The sequence below is a fragment of the Streptomyces sp. NPDC037100 genome (assembly GCF_055606225.1).
This window is the reverse complement of record NZ_JBVJSX010000005.1, coordinates 453,064-470,900: the sequence shown is the minus strand read 5'-3', so window position 1 is coordinate 470,900 and position 17,837 is coordinate 453,064. Positions and strand designations below refer to the sequence as shown.

The window sequence follows — 17,837 nt, the reverse complement described above, 5'->3', positions numbered from 1 at the left end:
GCTGCGGAAGGACGGGGTGGTGAGAGACGGCGGCCGAGGCTGGGTGGTTGGCCGCCGCCTCCGGGGCTACTTCTTCAGGGCGGCGCGGCGACCTCGGGTGGCGGCCGGGGGACGCCAGGCGCGCAGGTCGTCGTCGGTGAGACCGTGCTCGCCCTGCAACTGCTGGCGGTAACCGGCGAAGAAGTCCGCTGGGGAGCCGCCGTAGAGCATGTCGAACTCGTTGTGCCACTGGTACAGCCACGGCTGCAGTTCCAGCAGGCCGGCGAGGAATGGGGTGATCTCCTCGGTGGTCAGCGCGGTGTTGGTGAAGTACGTCGCCAGCGCCTGCGCCTGCTCGCGGTGGTCCCAGCCGGCCCAGCCGTACAGCTCGGGGGTGGCGACATTGGTCTGCCCGTAGGAGATGAACCGCTCCTTGGGCACGTCCAGCTTGCCGCGTGCCTTCCAGTAGGAGGCGCGCAGGAAGTCGGCCGAGGTGTACTTCGGCGGAACAGGGATGGAGTCCCGGATCTTCCGCTTGGCCGGCTCGTCGGGCGCAGCGTCCTCCTTGCGCTGGAGGTCCCACACCTCCTCCCAGTCGGCGCGCTTCTTGAGCCCGGCGGGCTTGTAGCGCAGGGCTGAAAGGAACGGCACGTGCTCTTCTGTGATCAGCTCGGCGACGACCTCGGGGAGGTCCTTGCGGGGCGCGTAGAGCTTGGCCACTGAGACGAAGTCCTCGTCGCGCGAGAGGGCGTCGGTGAGGCGAGAGAGGGTGAGGATGGTCGGCTGACCGTTCTCGTCGAACCAGTGGTCGCGGTTCTCCATGCGGTCGAGCAGCCAGGATCGGAGTGCCTTCTCCTGGAGGGCGTCCCATCCTTCGCTGGCCCAGCGGCGCTTGTACTCGGGCCGCTCGATCATGCCGATAGCCCGGTTCGACTCGATGGCGTCAATCCGCTTCTGGACGACCTCGCGGTAAGAGGCGGGCCAGTGCGTCGGAATCTCAGTGACAGGAGTGAACTGGTGATTATGATGCTGGAACCACGAAGTATTGATTTCACCACGTTCGACTCTTCGAGCCAGCGTAATTGCAAAAGCTCGCTCCGAGGGGGAAATCTCTGGAACATCTAGCGACGGATCTGAAATCTCTTCGTCAATGAGTCCGTAGGCAGCATAAGCGCGCCAGTCCAGCTCCTCCTGAAGAGCGATCACGCGACCGCGCTTCGACTGCCACTGCTCCCGCCCTCGCTTCGAAGACATGAGAGTGGGAATATCACGAGCTGCGAGCGATGAAGGACTGTTACGAGTCAACTCACCTCCGAAATCGTGCAGGAGCAGGCCGAGTTCCGACGGGAATCGCTTGACGGGCAGCGGGAATTCCTCCACCTTCCCCCCGGTGAATTCGAATCGATGCTCCCAAGGCTCATCAGCCCCCGCCACCTCAGCCCCCGGGCGGCCTTTGTCATGACTGACCTGCCTGAGCCAAAACCCAGCAATGGAAGTGTTAAGCAGACCCAGCAGCCGAAAGTGGTCTTCCTCACTCGCCCCTCGATGCAGCTTGATAACAGGCGCGGAACGATTAAACACCTTCCCACTTTGATCCAGCACGAAATGATTATGAGTGGCAACAAACGCAAACGGAATCGTCCATTCATGGGCATCAACATCCCTCGGGATCTGATGCCACTCCCACCAATTCCGATTTGAATGCATATAACTTGCACCGCTGCTGGAAGTCCTGCGCCACAGGAAAGTTCGCATTGGCCAAAAGTGTTTCACGAATTCAGAGCCTAGATCGTTCACCGAAAGCAAGGAGCGTTTAGTGTCATACGGCATGACCATATACTCATGGTCAGCGAAGACCCATTCACGTACGTGATCCCCTCGATGACTGGGAACGGCATGAAGCTGCTCCCGACGAGCCACAAGTGGACCAGAGTCAGGGAAGGAAAACGACTCATCCGCATGTGTATCCCCATCGAACCCTACGCGATAGGCTAGATCCTTAACCGTAGCGCCACTAGCGGCCTCGATAGTTTCTTTAACCTCGGCGGCACCACCACCCTGGAGACTCCAAGGATGAGCGCCAAATTCAGCGCGTGGGACATCCCGTGAACTGACCCACTGCGAATCAGTCCCAGGACGATCAACCTGCTCGGCGATTGCACGCCAAACAACACCTTCCGCCGGATCGGAAGGTGCGGAAGGCTCTCCCTGAATACCCATGACCGCGCGAATTGAATTAGTTCGGATCACGCCGCTCCGTGAACGTCCAATGAGGATAACGGTGGGAGTCCCATGCCCCGGAATATACGCACCCGAGGTATCAATGACCTCCATCAGCTCAACCTTATGGGCGAAATAGGACTCGATGAGGCGCTTCCCGAACTTTCGCTTCATAAAGGCGTTGGCCGTGATCTGACCGACCAAGCCATATCCTCGCCCATCGGCATCACCACGCACGGCCAGCTCAAAAAATCTTTCCGCAAAAGGAACCGAAAATCCATAAAGGCCAAAACAACTGCGATAAAGCTCCCGGTAAACTTCGCCAAGGCTCTTGTCCGTCACTTGAATGTAAGGAGGATTCCCGACGACGACATGGTATCGCCCCTGCTGCAAAATTCCTGGGTGCTCGTGGACATCCTCCGTTACATACGCGAAGGAAGCCAACGGGTCACCACCCTCGTCATCATCCTCACCCAGTGTCAATTCCAACTGACGGGCCTTGATGAGCGAGTCGCCCACCGCCAGATGGATCGGCCACTCATACTTGGCTGCCTCAAGCAGTGTCCGCACCCCACTCGCCGCCATAGCTGCAACCAGCAACCGGAACCGAGCGATGGCCACCGCGAACGGGTTGATGTCCACGCCGTGCACCGAGTCCAGCGCTTCCCGCACTCGCTCATGCACATCCCGCCCCGGCTGCCCTTCCGCCCACAGCCGAACCAGCCGCCGGAACGCCCCCAGAACGAAGTGCCCCGACCCACACGTAGGGTCGATCATCTTCAGTCCCTCGTAGCCGAACTCCCGCACCGCCGGGTTCATCGTGCGGTCGAGGATGAACTCCTCCACGAACTCCGGCGTCTGGAGCAGCGCATACGTCTTCCGCGCGGCCTCGCTCAGGTCCTGGTACAGGTCACCCAGGAACCGCGTGTCCCAGCCCTCCGTGCCGTCCTCGTTCAGCGGGTCCGTGAAATCGTGGACGAGCACACCCGCCTCGTCCCTCCCCCGCCAAAACTCCACCAACTCCCGCGCCCCGTCATGCGACAGCGGAATCTGGTACAGCGGGTTATGCCGCTTGTCGAACAACAGCCGACCCGCCTGGCCCGCGCCCAGTTCCTCAAACGCCCTCTCCAGCCAGCCGCGGTAGGTCGGGTCCTCCTCCGCCTCCACGTACGCGTCGTACCGCGCCTCCGCCAGTTCCCGCCGGTCCCCGTCCGCGCCCGTCAGGTACGGCTCCGGGATCAGCCGGTTGTCCTCGCAGAAGCGAACGAACACCGTGCCCAACACCCACGCCACCGCGACCTGCGTGACCCGCTCATCGAGCCACGAGGTCCACGTTGCCGCCGTACGCCCCAACTTGCGCGCCTGGTCGTACTCGGCGCGCAGCCGTGCACCGACGTCCCCCAGGGCCTTCACCTGCTTGCCGAGGTCGGTCTCGACCGCCTTGACCTGCTGCTTCAGGTCGTCCAACAGAGCCTTGCGGTCGATCACTTCGCGTCTCCCTCGACACTACGCACCACTACCTTGCCGGACCCGCGATGGACGTTGTCCACCCACGTGTCCGGAAGCTGAATCCACTCCCCCAGGCCGGCCTGGTAAGGCACAGCTACCTGCCCGAGCCGGGGCTCGCGCGCAGGGTCGCTCTGGGGAACGAGCAACCACAGTCCACGGCCGCCCCGCCGGGCCACCGAAGCGAGCCGATGCAGGACGCCCATCGCGTCGTACCGGGCGAACACCCCGGCCTCCGTCAGCAGCACCGGGCCGGTCCCGAACCCGGCACCGAGCCGTTCCTCGATGCGCGGCGCGACCGCACCCCACGCGGTCTGCGCGTAGTCCGCGAACCTCAGCGCACCCGTCGAGCCCGGCTTGGCGACGTCCGCCTTGAGCAGCGTCTCCCACGTCGGTTTCGTGCCCGGCGTGACCTGGGCGTGCAGGGCCTCGATGAACAGCTCGGTCACCGAGATGGCCTCAGCTCCCAACCGTTCGGCGCCCAGTTCCCGTATGGCGTCCCGCACGAGCCGCTGGCTCACGGTCAGCACCCGGTAGCCGTCCCGTCGCGCCGACGCGACCAGCCGTTCCTCCGCGCGCACCGCGCTCGCGAGAAGCGGGTCATCGGCGTACCGCGTCACCGCGCCCGTACGCGTGGACTGTCGCCAGGCACCCGTCGTGAGGTAGCTGGACGCGTCGTCCACCCGCGTCGGCAGGTAGCGCAGCGTCTTCGTGTCCTCCCGCGTGCCGAGCGACAGCTCGAAGCCGGCCTCTCGCAGGGCCTTGGTCAGCGGGCCGGCGGTCGGCAGGTCGTGGGTCAGCCCGCCGCGACCGTCGGGCACCGTCAGCTCGGGGAAGCGGGCCCGCAGACGCTCGTGGACCTCCTCGCCGGTCAGGCCCGGCTGCGTCGCCTCCGGCTTGCCCGGGATCCAGCGCACCAGACCGGCCTGCGTGAGCCGCAGCGCCCGTACCAGCGACAGGTCGCGCGGGTAGATCTCCAGGCGCGGGGTCGCCGCCGCGTTGACCGAGGCCGCGGCGGCCAGTTCGACCATGCGGCGCTCGTCCCAGTCGACGGTGCCGGGCGGCATCTCCAGCGCGCCCAGCTCCGCCAGCACGGTGGCGGCCGTCGGCAGGGTGTCCAGCCGGGCCAGCCGGTCCGCCGTACGGCCCAGACGACTCGCGTAGTCCAGCAGGCCCGGCGCGGTCGGGGTGTCCGGGGCGTCGTCCTCGCGGACGTCCAGGGCCAGCAGGCCGGCACCCAGCGACTCCTCCGTCGCCTTGCGGTTGGGCTGGTGCTGGAACTCGGCCTCGTCCGGGACGAGTTGCTCGACCTCGACGACGGCCCGTACTGCCGCCAGCGCCAGCGCCCGGCGCTGCTCGCGCCCCGCGAGCTGGCTGCCGCGCCGGACGGCGAGGGCGTCCGCGATCTCCACCGCCGACGCGACCCGGCCCATGCCCGCGAGCAGTTCGAGGATCTCCGAGCGCAGGGCCTGGACCGCACGGTCGGCCTTCCAGCGCTTGCGCTCCTCCTTGAGCATCTGCGGAATGCGGCCCGCGCTGAGGTTCAGCGCCGCGGCGACGTCCTTCTGCTTGGGCCAGACGCCGATCTCCGGCAGCAGGCCGTGCTCGTCGGGCAGGCGCAGCAGCAGCCGTACCATCTCGGCCTTGTTGCGGTTGGAGCCGTTGTTGTTGACGACCGGGACGAAGATCGTGGCCAGGGCGTCGAGGCTGATGGAACGCAGGGCGCGCGCCGACAGACCGCCGGCCGCGTCGCTCGTCGCCAGGGTGTCGGCGAGGGCCGACTCGGCGGCGGTGAGCTGATCCAGCTCCTCCTTGGCCTCCGCCCGGCCCTCCGGTGTGAGCGGCGAGGCGGGCGTCTCGCGCAGCTTCTCGCCCCACTCGCGCTGGCGCTTCTGCACCTCGTTGCGGGTCTTGGCGCCCAGGCCGGGGGCGTTGACGAGCTTGCGGCGGCTGTAGTCCAGGAGCCCGCCGACCGTGGTGATGCCGAGGCCGTAGAGGAAGGACTGGGCGGCGCCCGTGAGGCCTGAGACGCTCAGCGGGGTGTCGAGGGCGACCTCGGCGGCCAGGCGGTCGCGCTGCTGCTCGGCGGTCTCCGGCTCGGCGTCCGCGATGACGCCGCGCTGCACGGCCGCGCCGTCGGCCCCCGGCTCGGAGGACGTCGCCGTGTGGCGCGTGCGGTGGCTGGAGGGGACAGTCTGCGAGGCGTCGAGGAAGATCTTGCGCCAGGCGTCCCGCATGGGCTTCAGCTCGGGGAACCGCTTGCTCGCGTCCCGGTGCAGTGCCTTCCGGAAGAAGGCGACGAGCCCGTCCCGTACGGCCGGGTCGAACGCCTCGGCGGCGATCGTCGGGTACGGCCACTCCTTCGCGTCCGTCATCCTGGGCAGCACGCTGCCGTCGCCCCACTTCGGCAGCTCGCGGCTGGCCATCTGGTGCAGGGTGACGGCTACGGCGTACCGCTCGGCGTGGGAGTCGTAGGAGCCGCGGGTGATGACGTCGACGAACGGGTCGAGGTAGCCCTCGGTGCCCGCGTCGGTGCTCTTGGCGGGGTAGCCGGCGAGCGAGAAGTCGATCAGGACCAGTTCACGGGTGCGGTTGGGGCGGATGCGGATGGCGATGTTGTCCGGCTTGATGTCGCGGTGCCAGACCCCCTCGCCCTCCAGGAAGTCGACGGCGCCGAAGAGGTAGTCGCCGTACGCCTCCAGCTGGTCCACCGGGAGCCGGCCTTCGTCGCGGAGCTGGCGGGCGACGGTCTCCTCGCGGCGGCGCGGGGCCTTCCGCTCGCCCGCCGCGTCCACGCTGTCGTCGCGTTCGTCGCCGACGTACTCCAGCGCGAGGACGGTACGGCCCGCGATGCTCAGCGGTTCCGGTTCGGCGAGGCGGATGATGCCGGAGTGGGGGCGCAGGCGGCCCATCACGTCAGCCTCGCGGATGAGGATGTCGCCGCGGTTGTCGGACAGGGCGACCTTCAGCACGGCCAGCGGGCGCGTCCTGCGTGCCTCCGCCTCCAGGTCGCGGACGAGGAAGGCGCGGCTGGTGGAGCCGGTGCCGAGGCGGCGGCGGACCTCCCAGCGGCCGGCGAGCACGTCGCCGGGGACCGCGTCCAGCGGGTCCTTCTCCGGTGCGTCGACCGCCTCGGCGGCGGTCTCGGCGGCCGGGGCGGTGAGGGAGTCCTCGACGACCTCCAGCATCTCCAGGAAGTCGTCGACGCTGTGCAGGCGCTGGTCCGGGTTGTACGCGGTGGCCGCCTGCACCAGCTCGTCGACGTCCTCGGACAGGCCGTCCACCAGCGAGCTGGGGCGCAGGCCCTCCCCCGCCTCCAGTCGGGCGCGCAGCTCGGCCTGGCTGGCGGCCGGAGCCTTGCCGGTGGCCAGGAGGTAGGTGAGGACGCCGAGGCCGTAGACGTCGAGGGAGACGGGGTCGGGGCGCAGGGCGGTCAGCTCGGGGGCGAGGTAGGGGTCCTCGTCGTCGGCGAGGTGCATCGCGGACAGCGCGGTCGGCGCAAGGCGTGTCGCGCCCTGTCCCTGAGAGGAGTCCCCGGTGCGCTGGGTGGCGATCTGCCAGTCGGAGATCTTCAGACGGGGGCTGAGCCAGGCGGCCTCCTCGCCGACGGCCTTGCCGGGGCCGCCGTCGGGGCGGGGCAGGACGTGGATGGAGCGGGCGGCCAGGGCACGGTGGTGGATGCGGCGGGCGTGCGCGGAGCGCATGGTCTCGGCGAGCTGGCGGACCAGCACCATCCGTCCGAGGATGTCGAGCTTCTCGCCGTACTGGACCAGGTACTCGTCCAGCTTCATGGTCCGGTCGTCGTAGTCGAAGACAAGGGCGGGGCCGGAGGGGTGGCCGGTCGGGAAGTACTGCCGGTAGGAGACGACGCCGGGGTGCCGGAAGCGCTGCAGGACGGCCGCCTCGCGGCGGGCGGCGTTCTCCACGGACTGGCGCAGGGAGGCGTCCGAGCCGCGCTCACTGAGGTAGACGCGGACGCGGGCGCGCTCGGGCAGCTCGGTGTGGGCCGCCTTGTAGTCGGCCCAGGTCTGGCCGGAGTCGAAGGGGGTGCGCTCCAGCTCGTAGGGGCCGACCTTGTACTGGGCCTCGCTGCGGCGGATGCCGATGCGGTCCAGCGCGGTCTTGATCTCGCGGGAGTCGATCGCGGTGATGCGGCGCCGCTCGTCACGCGGGGGCTGCTTGAGCATGTCGACCAGCTCGGCGACCGTGTATACGCCGTTCTGATCGTGGGCGGGCAGGCGTACGCGCAGGGCGTCGTCCGTGAAGCAGACGGCTTCGCCGACCCACACCCGGCGGGCGCCGTGGCCCTGGCCGAGCAGGCTCGCCAGTTCCTTGGCCTTCTTGTTGACCAGGTGCAGGGGGTTACCGTGCGTGCGCCGACGGCCGCCGGGAGTGGTCTGCACCCAGGTGCCGTTCTCGGACGTGACCGAGCCGTGCCAGTCCTTCAGCTCGATCATGTACATTCCGCCGGGCGCGACGACCAGCAGGTCGACCTCGCGGACATGCCCGGTGTTCGCGGTGAACGTGAAGTTCGACCAGGCCCGCCAGGGATCGGAGTCCGGTAGCTTCTCCCGGATCGCCTCCAGGCCGCGGTGTTCGTGATCGAACTCGGACTCGGTGACCGTGACCCACCGGCCTTGCCGCATGCCTGACCCCACTCGTGCCGTTCCTCTCAGGCCCGCCGTTCCCCGAGAGCGAGCCTGTCGCAGATCCTAGTGGTTGCCTGGTACATGGGAAGAGTCCGTGAAGGACGGGACTACAGGACATTCGGCCCGAGAGGCGGGACTCGCATGTTCCGCATCAGCGGGCCTGGCCATCTCGGATCACCCAGTATGAGACATACCCTAGGAAACCACCCACGCGCACGGCGAGACCTCGAACTGCGACCCTTCCCTCTTCTCGGAATCCGGCACGCGCACAGCCTCAAAAGCGTGTGCGGCCCCCGTACAGCCGTCGCCCTCGAACCCCTGAAAGAACTGCACCGGCGGGAAGCATGGGGACTCAGTGGAGCATCACTCGTCGGCGACTCTGGGGACGCGGGGCTGCCAGCGCTATAAAGATTGTCATACCTTCCTACTACGCTCCCGTGTATGGGACTTGGGGATATAACGCGCGCAGGAGTACTGGCTGCGGTCGACGAGTGTCAGCGCCTGGGGCGCGAAACGTTTCGCCGCCGGTACGGCTTCGGGCGAGCGACGACATATGAGCTGGTCCTGGACGGACACTGCTATGACTCGAAGGCCATCGCCGGGGTAGCGCACCTCTACTCAACCGGCGACCTGCTGTCGGCCGATGGATTCAGTGGCGGTGCGCGCACAGTGGCACAACGTCTGCGTGTGCTTGGTTTCACGGTGACGGACGGGAACACCGCCACGGGCGGACCGCAGCAAGTGGTGCCGCAGATAGTTCTCCAGCCCCGCGGCAGTTCCCGGGATCGCGGCCCCCAGAACTTCGCAAAGTCAGTACGGCAGGGCATACGGATCGCCGACATCAGGGACGCACTCGGCGAACAGGCGGATGCGCTGACGGCTCTGTACCCGGACGGGATCGCTCGACTGTGGGGGTCCACCCCCACCACACAAGTCAACAACGAGAAAGTGCGCGCTCTACGGGACCGTCGAGTCGGCGACGACGTGCTCTTCTATGCGGAGAACCACTTCTTCGCTCGCGCCCGCATCCTCCATCTGTTCAACAGCCCGCCCGTGGCGCGGGAAGTCTGGGGAACCGACGAGGCGAACGCCACCTGGGAACACATCATGGCCCTGGGAGAAGTCGAGGAGTTCTCCACCCCTGTTCTCGCCGCGCCCATACTGCGTCGCCTGAACGTTCGAGCACCTCTGCGAAGCCTCACCTTGCGACCGGCCGAGGACTACCGCCACGTCGGCCACCTCCTGCCGGAGAAAAGCCATCTGGCCGGTCCGCAACCTTCGACACCACTTGCAGCCCCGTATCCTCAGCCGACCGCAACAGACTTGCTGGATCGGATCGACTCTCTCGACACTCATCGTGGCTCGAGGAACGACGGTCACAGCCACCATCAACCGTTGGCTCTTCTGTGGGCGATCTCCCGCGTCGCTGCGGGAAAGCCGCGCCTGGCACCGTGGTCCACCTTCCGTGCGGAGATCAGCCCTCTCCTCAGTGAATTCGAACTGCCCGGTTCCGAGGTCACCCCGGAGTATCCCTTCTGGCACTTGCAGGGCAGTGGCCTGTGGGAGGTGCACGGGACAGCGCCAGATGCCGACCCCATTCCGCAGGCAGGAGTTCTCACCGCGACCCAACCCGTCGCAGGCCTCACTCACGCGAGCGCTGAACTGCTACAGACCCCTCTCACTCGCCTGAAAGCCGTGGTCAAGCTGTGCAGCACCCACCTTGATGGCGTCGACCAGCGCGAGTTGCTCAGTCGTGTCGGTCTCGCCGGGTATACGACCGCCGATGGCCTGCTCGACGGAGACGAGAGCGATGGCGGCCGAGAAGCAGCCGACGCGGAGGGGGCCACTGGCCCGGTGGCGCGCCGGGAGTCCACCTCCTCCCGGCTGGTGCGTAATGCCGCAATCGCCACCCAGGTCAAGGAATTGCACGGCCATGCTTGCCAGGTGTGTGAGACCCGCCTGCAGTACAAGCGCAGGCCCTACAGTGAGGCTGCCCACATCCGTGGACTGGGGTCCCCGCATGACGGTCCGGACGAACTGCCGAACCTGCTCTGCCTCTGTCCCAACCACCACGTGCTCTTCGATGGTCTCGAGATCTACATTGACGTGGACGGCATCGTGAAGTGGACACATGGGGGCGGCCCCGTGGGGAGCCTGCGCCGGCACGCCGACCATCAGATCGACGAGACATACCTGCACTACCACCGAACCCTGTGTGAACTCAACATGCTGACGAGGAAATAGCGGCTCGGGTACGAGGCGCCGCTCGGCATTCGCGACCTGACTCCTCGCGAGTGCCGACTGTGCCAAGGCTGCCGGATGCGCCGGTCGGCCACTTCACGTGCCAAGCCCAGCAGGTTCCGTCCAGCTGGGCTTGCGACGACTCCGTGGCGCACGAGCGCCGCCCGTCCGTCAAGCCGGCACGGCGGCCCGTGCCGCCACCCCACCCGCCAGTTCCCGCAGCTTCTCCCGCGTCTCCGGGTCCGTCGCATACACGACCGTGCCGACCATGCCGCGCGTCAGCAGCACTTTGTAGGTATTGCGAATCAGACGGTCGACGTCGTCGTCCGGGGTGGACCTCTTGAAGACCGGGTCCTTTGACGCCGTACGGTCCGTGACCCAGCGGTCACCGCGCCAGAGCAGGTCGGGGCCGATGATGACGCCGGACCAGTCGTACTCGAAGCCTTGGGCTGTGTAGACGCAGCCGACCTGGCCGAAGCCGGCCGGGTCGGTGGCCCACAGGGCGGCCGGAGGGGCGCCGGAGACGGAGCGGTCGCCGCGCAGGTTCCAGGGGCGGGCCCAGTCGCCGATGACGACGTCGGGCGGCAGCGGCTCGCCGGGCCGGGGCTCCGGGGACCAGCGCCAGCAGTAGCCGGCGGACATGCGGGCGCCGTAGCCCTGGGCTCGCCGGGCCTCCAGGAACGCCTCCATCTCCTGAGGGCTGTCGGCGACGAGGAGCTGCATGCGGCCGTCGGGCTCCCAGGTGACCGGTCCGCCGGGCTCCAGTCCGAGGAGTCGGACCACCCAGCGCAGGTAGGCGTCGCTGCCGCCGCAGCGGAACTGGCTGTCCAGGGGTACGACGTGGCACGGGATGTCCCGCTTCGCCGCCGCCTCCTTGATGTCGGCGACGGTACCCATCTCGCCGGGGCGTACGACTTGGTGCTCGTCGAGGAAGAAGACGGGCACGTAGGCGACGTCGAGGAGTTCGTCTATCTGGGCCCTGCCGGTCCGGTGCTCGGCGCGGGTGTAGCGGTTGGCAGAGGTCTCCCGGATTCGGTGGGCCTCGTCGCAGATCAGGGCTCCCAGGCTGTTCTTCTCGGCGGTCATGAAGCTGTTGAAGTACTTGAACAGGTCCTGTACTTCACGCTTGCGGGCCCCGGCGATCTTGCGCATCGTCTTGGTGAAGGACTGGGAGCCGGTGGCGTGCAGCGCCGGCACGCCGCGTCGGTACAGCTCTCCGAGCAGTTGGAGGGCGATCACGCTCTTTCCGGTGCCGGGACCTCCCGTGACGATGACGACTTCCTTGCGGTCGGCGTTCTTCGCCTTCTGCACCGCATTGAGCACCATGCGGTACGCGACCTGCTGCTCGTCGAGGAGCACGAACTGCGTGCGCTCCCGCACTTCTTCGGCGGCCACGGACATCAACTGCTTCGACGGCACGGCGACGCCCGCGCACAGTTCGTCCGCCGCCCCCGCCCCCGGGTGCTTGTCGCTCAGCCTCGTACGGAGGTGGTCGAGGAAGGCGCCTCGGCGCTCCCCGGTGAAGAGCAGGCCGTGGCCGTCGTGCTCGATCTCCCTCAGCCCGGTCACACCGAACTCGGTGGCGTTGTGCAGGAACGCCACCCCGTTGACCCGGTGGCCGTGTTCGGCCAGCGCCCCGTTGAAGTTGACGAGGTACTCGCAGTAGCGGCGCACCTGCTCGATCGGGTTGAGGACCGGGTGTGCGTAGGCGTCGACATGGCAGAGGGTGGTGTCGTCCTCGTGGGGAAGGGCCTGGCTCCACTGCTTGAGTTCCACCACGACGTACGACGGCTCCCCCGTGGCCGGGTGGACTCCGGCGAGGACGACGTCGGCGCGTTTGCTGTTGAGCGGTAGCGCGTACTCCAGCATGACCTCCACGTCGCCCAGGCCCGCGTCGTTGAGCGCGGTGGCGAGGACGGGGATGCTGCGCTCCCAGGAGCGCACCTCCGAGGGGCCGGGCCGGTAGCCGTGCATGTGGACGAAATTGTCAGTGAGGTGCAGGAACAGCGAACCGTCGAGCGCCATGACGGCAACCGTTTTCGCGGACGCGCGGAACAGCAAGGACTTCCCCCGGGCAGCACGAAGAGACTCGTGCGGGTGGGGGCATGTCCTTTGGAACTCCGCTGGGGCGGAGCGGAAGCCCGTCGGGCCGCGTTGACGATGAGTCGAGGGTACCTGGCAACACTGACAGCCTTGTTGGAGGGCGCATTCGGCTTCGTACCGCCACACCATCGGCTTGTGGCCAGTGCGATGCCAGACCAGTCGAAATCGCCATCGTAGGAGTACCTGCAGTGGCCCGTCGTCACCGTGTACAGAAGGGTTGGACCGACCGTCGACACGCAAACCGAGGCGCAGCTCAGGGGCGCCCTGTTGCTCGCCGAAATCGAAGGCAGCCTCGGTCACACGGGGTTCTCGCAGACGTGGACCCAGGTGCGAGGTGGTATGTCCAGATGCTGGCCGTGCAGTTCGCACAGGATCAGGGGGGTCCACGTGAAGGTGGGCTCACCCTGCACGGCCGCCTCACACCGGGTGTGGCCGGTCGGGCGCAGGGCGTAGGTGAGCACCGCCGCGCCAAGCGCCGTGCGGCCGAAGCCTTCACCCGAGATCCTCCAGCAGCAGATCGAGCGCCGCCTCCTCGTGCAGGGCGATGCCCAAGGCGTTCATCGCCGGAGCCTCGGCGACGAGTACGGAATCGGCGGGCGCGCAGTTCGGCCGGGTGGAGGCGGTGCCACGCCGTGTGCGATCTCGGCCGACTGCGCGCCGATCACACCGAGAAGCCACGCTGCTTCACGTCCCGGCTCCGCGCTGGTCACGGTTGCGTCAGTGCCTCCCGGCGGGGCGTGTCCGGCATGGTGACGGCACCGACCGCGGCGCCCAGGACACTCGGCGCCGCGGAGCACGACGCGTCCCGGGGGCCTCGCGGTCGCGGCACCGCGTCGACCCGCTCGGCGTGCCAGCCGTCCTCGGTCAGCTTCCTCAGCAGCCATTCGACGTCCGCGGCGGCAAGACCGAACTCGACGGACAGGTTCCTCGGGCCCGGGGAGACCGAGGTGGTCACGTCGTCAGGACCGACACCGAACTGCTCCAGTGTGCCGAGCAGCCGGGCCAGTTCGCCCTGCCGGTCCCCCACGGTGACGCGCAGCGGCGTCCGGTGGGCGGGTTTCCCGTCGGGCCTGTCGTGGAGCCGGCCCAGACCCGCGACTCCCCGGTTCAGCAGATTCGTCATGCCGGTGGTCTCGTACGGCTGGTGCGACACTTCGGCGGCCGAGAGGTCGTCCAGGGACTCCAGCAGTACCGAGAGGTCCTCGTGCAGAGCACGCAGTACGCCGGACACCGGGGCGGCGTTGGACCGGAGGATGTCACTCCACAGATGGGGGTCGCCTGCCGCGATCCGGGTGACGTCGCGCAGCCCCTGACCGGCGAGCCGGAACACGGGTTCCGGCGCCTGCTGAAGGCGCGCCGCCATCAGGCTGGCCAGGACGTGCGGGACGTGGGACGTCAACGCCACCGCCGCGTCGTGTTCCTGACTTCCCATGATCACCGGTACGGCACCGCACATGGAGATCATTTCAAGGGTGTGGTTGAGGGCCGTCTGTGAGGTGATGTCGGTGGGGGTGAGCACCCAGGACCGGTTCTCGAAGAGATCCGCGCGGGCCGCCAGCGGTCCCGTCTTCTCCCGGCCCGCCATGGGATGGCCGCCGATGAAGTGCTCCGGGCCGGGAAGGCTCCTCAGCGCCTGGCACGCCGGGCGGGACTTGACGCTCGCCACGTCCGTGTAGGCGCGGGCGAGCCCCCGCACCTGCTGTTCGGCGAGGACCGGGCCGACCATGCTCGGTGGCACGGCTATCACAGCCAGATCCACCGGTGCTTCGGGAGCGCCCGCCAGGCCGGCCCCCAGTGCCGCAGCCGTGCGGGCCGATGTCTCGTCCTGGTCCATCAGGTGGACCGTCACGCCGTGTCGACTCGCGGCAAGACCTATCGACGTACCGATCAGCCCCGTACCGACCACTGCCATCGTGCGCATCACGGACTCACGCTCCCCTTCTCCGTCTGTGCCAGGTCCAGGCGCAGGGCCGCGGCACCCCCCAGATAGACGTGCTGGATGTCCCGCCTCGCACGGCTGGTCTCGACGTGGGCGAGAACGCGTACGGTGCGCGGCAGCGCACGGTTGATGTCCAGTTCCTGAGCGCACATCAACGGGACGTCGACCAGCCCCAGTTCACGTGCTGCCGCCGCCGGGAACACACTCGTCAGGTCGGGCGTGGCGGTGAAGACCACACTGATGAGGTCGTCGGGCAGCAGGCCGTTGGCGTGCATGACCTTCTTCAGCAGGGTTCTGACGGAGTCGATGAGATGGATCTCCTCGTCACGGTCGACCTGGATCGCGCCCCGCACGGCCCGCACGGTCATGACCGCACCTCCCACTGGAACGCCGGCTTGTGCTGTGCCGGATCGGCGACGATCATCTGGGCGACGAGGAACGCCAGGTCGAGGGACTGGCTGCGGTTGAGCCGCGGGTCGCAGGCCGTCTCGTAGCGCTGGTGCAGGTCGTCGGCGAGGATCTCGTCGCCGCCGCCCACGCACTCGGTGACGTCGTCACCGGTGAGTTCCACGTGGATGCCCCCGGGATGGGTGCCGAGCGACCTGTGGACCTCGAAGAAGCCCTTGACCTCGTCGAGTACGTCGTCGAAGCGGCGGGTCTTGTGCCCGGAGGCGGCGTCGAAGGTGTTGCCGTGCATCGGATCACACACCCAGGCCACTTCCGCGCCGGACGCCGTGACCTTCTCCACCAGTTCCGGCAGGCGGTCACGGATCCGGCCGGATCCCATCCGGGTGACCAGGGTGAGCCGGCCCGCCTCGCGCTCGGGGTCCAGCCGGTCGATGAGGGCGAGCACCTCGTCGGCGGTGGCGGACGGGCCCAGCTTCACCGCGACGGGGTTGCGGATCCGGGCGGCGAACTCGATGTGTGCCCCGTCGAGCTGCCGGGTGCGCTCACCGATCCAGACCATGTGCGCCGACACGTCGTACAGCCGTCCGGTCCGCGAGTCGACACGGGTCAGCGCCGACTCGTAGTCGAGCAGCAGCGCCTCGTGCGAGGAGTAGAACTCGACATTCCTGAACTCCTCCGGGTCGGTCCCGCAGGCGTGCAGGAAGTTCAGCGCCCGGTCGATCTCGCGCGCGAGGGCCTCGTAACGCTGCCCGGCCGGGGACGACTTCACGAAGTCCTGGTTCCAGGCGTGAACCTGGCGCAGGTCGGCGTAGCCGCCGGTGGTGAAGGCGCGCACCAGGTTCAGCGTGGCGGCCGAGGCGTGGTACATCCGTTTCAGCCGCTCCGGATCGGGGGTACGGGAGGCGGCGGTGAACTCGGGGCCGTTGACCGAGTCGCCGCGGTACGACGGCAGCGTCACCCCGCCGCGGGTCTCGGTCGGCCGGGAGCGCGGCTTGGAGTACTGGCCGGCGATCCGGCCCACCTTCACCACCGGCACCGAGCCGGCGTAGGTGAGCACCGCGCTCATCTGGAGCAGTGTCTTCACCTTGTTGCGGATCCGGTCGGCGGACACGGCGTCGAACGTCTCGGCACAGTCACCGCCCTGCAGGAGGAACGCCTCGCCCTTGGACACGGCCGCCATCCGGGCGCGGAGCTGATCGCACTCTCCGGCGAAGACGAGAGGCGGGCAGGAGGCGAGGTCGGCGACCACCTCACGCAGGGTTCCGGAATCCGGCCACTCGGGCTGCTGTGCCGCGGGGAGCTCGCGCCATGTGGCGGTGTACTCGTCGTTCTGGGGAGGCTTCATGTCTCACACACCTCTGAGCTGTCGGGGGCTGGAGATGGCCGGCTCCGTAAGGGAAGCGACGAGAACACGCCGTCCCGCTCCGGAGCGTTCTTCCCGGTGAAGTTTGTTTTGTTCACTGTGTTGTCAATTGCCTGACAACGTCTCCCATTCAGCTGCGCTGTCCCGCTTCCACCGCTTCGCGTGCCGGCTTGTTCTCTTCCGCGGTCTCGTCGGGGGCGCCCGCGGCGGTACGGCGCAGTCGGCCCATGTCGGGGACCAGGGCGAGCAGAGCGAGGACGGCGAGAACGGCGCCGAGCCAGAGGGGGGCGCGCAGGCCGTAGGCGTTGATGCCGAGTCCGCCCAGCCAGGAGCCGATGACGACGCCCAGCGTGATGAAGGACGTGTGCACGGTGTTGACGAGCGCACGGGCGTTGGCGGCGTGCTGCACCCTGCTGATCATCGCGGGGTTCATGGTGACGCCGACGCAGCCGATGCCCATCATGGCGAGGACCGCGGGCGCCTTGAGATCGGCGAGCAGTGCGAAGGCGCTCAGGAAAAGGACGTTGAGCGTCAGGCCGGTGACCAGGACCCGGATGGTGTGCGTGTCGGCGAAGCGCGCCACGACGGCGTTGCCGATGACGGTGGCCGCACCGTAGGCGAGCAGGAGCAGCGGGACGACGCCGCGGGAGAAGCCGGTGACGTCGGTGAGGATCGGCGTGAAGTAGGAGAAGGCGGAGAAGGTGGCGCCGATGATGAGGGTGGACGTGCAGATGATGAGCCAGAGCTTGCCGTTGCGGAAGGCCGCCATCTCCTCCCGGAGGCCTCCGGCGTCCTCGGCGTGACCGAGGGACGGAACGGCGATCACGGTGGCGATGGCGGCGATGATCGTGATGATGCCTACGGCGACGAATCCGGCCCTCCAGCCCCACTGCTCGCCGACGAGAGTGGAGACGGGCAGGCCGAGCAGCGTCCCGACCATGAGTCCCTGCATGGTGAGGCCGGTGGCGCGCCCTCGCAGCTCGGGTTTCGTGATCTGTGCGACGACGGCGAGGGAGACTCCGAAGAACGCCGAGGAGGCCGTTCCCGTGATGACCCGGCCGGCCATCATCACCCAGTAGTCGGTGGCGACCGCCGCGAGGGCGTTGCCGAGCAGGAAGACGGCGTACAGGGTCATGAGCGCGGCTTTGGGCCGCAGTTTGAGGACGAGCACGGTGGCGAAGGGCCCGCCCGCCGCCATGGCGATGGCGAACGCCGTGATGAGGTATCCGACTTGAGGGATGGTGACGCCGAGGTCCTCGGAGATCTGCGGCATGAGGCCGCCGACGAGGAACTCGCTGGTGACCATGGCGAAGATGCCGAGAGCCATGAGGTAGACGGATTTTGGCATGGGTACCTCCCAAGTTATGTACTGATCAGACCAAAATGAAGGTGCGGGAAGGGCCGAGGGCATGCGGAGGCCGGGCCGACG

General features: G+C 67.8%; 9 protein-coding genes and 1 pseudogene. 1 reads left to right on the top strand and 9 read right to left on the bottom strand.

Annotated features, from left to right (window positions below; all coding sequences use genetic code 11):
• Nucleotides 1–66: 66 nt before the first annotated feature.
• Nucleotides 67–3,687, bottom strand: coding sequence for a BREX-2 system adenine-specific DNA-methyltransferase PglX (gene pglX, locus ACZ7EG_RS19520; RefSeq protein ID WP_471079928.1), 3,621 nt, complete (start codon nt 3,685–3,687; stop codon nt 67–69).
• On the bottom strand, nt 3,684–8,351 hold the full coding sequence (gene pglW / locus ACZ7EG_RS19515) for a BREX system serine/threonine kinase PglW (protein WP_471079925.1): 4,668 nt from the start codon (nt 8,349–8,351) through the stop codon (nt 3,684–3,686). Before pglW ends, pglX begins: the two co-directional genes overlap by 4 nt.
• A 444-nt stretch (nt 8,352–8,795) precedes the next feature.
• Between pglW and ACZ7EG_RS19510 the strand changes: the two genes are divergently transcribed.
• Entirely contained in the window at nt 8,796–10,598 is a 1,803-nt protein-coding gene (locus tag ACZ7EG_RS19510; protein ID WP_471079922.1) for an HNH endonuclease, read from the top strand.
• A gap of 168 nt (nt 10,599–10,766) precedes the next feature.
• Here the strand turns inward: ACZ7EG_RS19510 and ACZ7EG_RS19505 are convergent, their stop codons facing one another.
• From ACZ7EG_RS19505 to ACZ7EG_RS19475, 7 genes and pseudogenes are all read right to left on the bottom strand, one after another.
• Nucleotides 10,767–12,656 carry a DNA/RNA helicase domain-containing protein gene (locus ACZ7EG_RS19505; RefSeq protein ID WP_471079919.1) on the bottom strand — a complete coding sequence of 630 codons (1,890 nt, stop codon included), beginning with the start codon at nt 12,654–12,656 and terminating at the stop codon, nt 10,767–10,769.
• Nucleotides 12,657–12,844: 188 nt separating this feature from the next.
• A pseudogene (locus tag ACZ7EG_RS19500) lies at nt 12,845–12,955 on the bottom strand (DUF2399 domain-containing protein); the annotation flags it as partial.
• A gap of 235 nt (nt 12,956–13,190) precedes the next feature.
• Nucleotides 13,191–13,376: a hypothetical protein gene (locus ACZ7EG_RS19495; RefSeq protein WP_471079916.1), complete on the bottom strand. Its 186-nt coding sequence runs from the start codon at nt 13,374–13,376 to the stop codon at nt 13,191–13,193.
• Between the two features lie 28 nt (nt 13,377–13,404).
• Entirely contained in the window at nt 13,405–14,619 is a 1,215-nt protein-coding gene (locus ACZ7EG_RS19490; protein WP_471079913.1) for a prephenate dehydrogenase, read from the bottom strand.
• Nucleotides 14,619–15,005: a chorismate mutase gene (gene aroH, locus ACZ7EG_RS19485; RefSeq protein WP_471079910.1), complete on the bottom strand. Its 387-nt coding sequence runs from the start codon at nt 15,003–15,005 to the stop codon at nt 14,619–14,621. The genes ACZ7EG_RS19490 and aroH overlap by 1 nt, the downstream gene beginning before the upstream one ends.
• The gene (locus tag ACZ7EG_RS19480) at nt 15,002–16,390 is read right to left on the bottom strand and encodes a class II 3-deoxy-7-phosphoheptulonate synthase (RefSeq protein WP_471079907.1); all 1,389 of its coding nucleotides are present in this window, start codon (nt 16,388–16,390) and stop codon (nt 15,002–15,004) included. Before ACZ7EG_RS19480 ends, aroH begins: the two co-directional genes overlap by 4 nt.
• 148 nt (nt 16,391–16,538) lie before the next feature.
• Nucleotides 16,539–17,756 (bottom strand): MFS transporter, encoded by a 1,218-nt coding sequence (locus ACZ7EG_RS19475; protein WP_471079904.1) that lies wholly within the window; start codon nt 17,754–17,756, stop codon nt 16,539–16,541.
• Between the last annotated feature and the right edge of the window lie 81 nt (nt 17,757–17,837).

What these genes read in the sequence shown, in the direction of transcription:
- pglW (WP_471079925.1), bottom strand. Translation starts at nt 8,351, where the DNA reads ATGCGGCAAGGCCGGTGGGTCACGGTCACCGAGTCCGAGTTCGATCAC.
- ACZ7EG_RS19510 (WP_471079922.1), top strand. Translation starts at nt 8,796, where the DNA reads ATGGGACTTGGGGATATAACGCGCGCAGGAGTACTGGCTGCGGTCGAC.
- ACZ7EG_RS19490 (WP_471079913.1), bottom strand. Translation starts at nt 14,619, where the DNA reads ATGCGCACGATGGCAGTGGTCGGTACGGGGCTGATCGGTACGTCGATA.
- aroH (WP_471079910.1), bottom strand. Translation starts at nt 15,005, where the DNA reads ATGACCGTGCGGGCCGTGCGGGGCGCGATCCAGGTCGACCGTGACGAG.
- ACZ7EG_RS19480 (WP_471079907.1), bottom strand. Translation starts at nt 16,390, where the DNA reads ATGAAGCCTCCCCAGAACGACGAGTACACCGCCACATGGCGCGAGCTC.
- ACZ7EG_RS19475 (WP_471079904.1), bottom strand. Translation starts at nt 17,756, where the DNA reads ATGCCAAAATCCGTCTACCTCATGGCTCTCGGCATCTTCGCCATGGTC.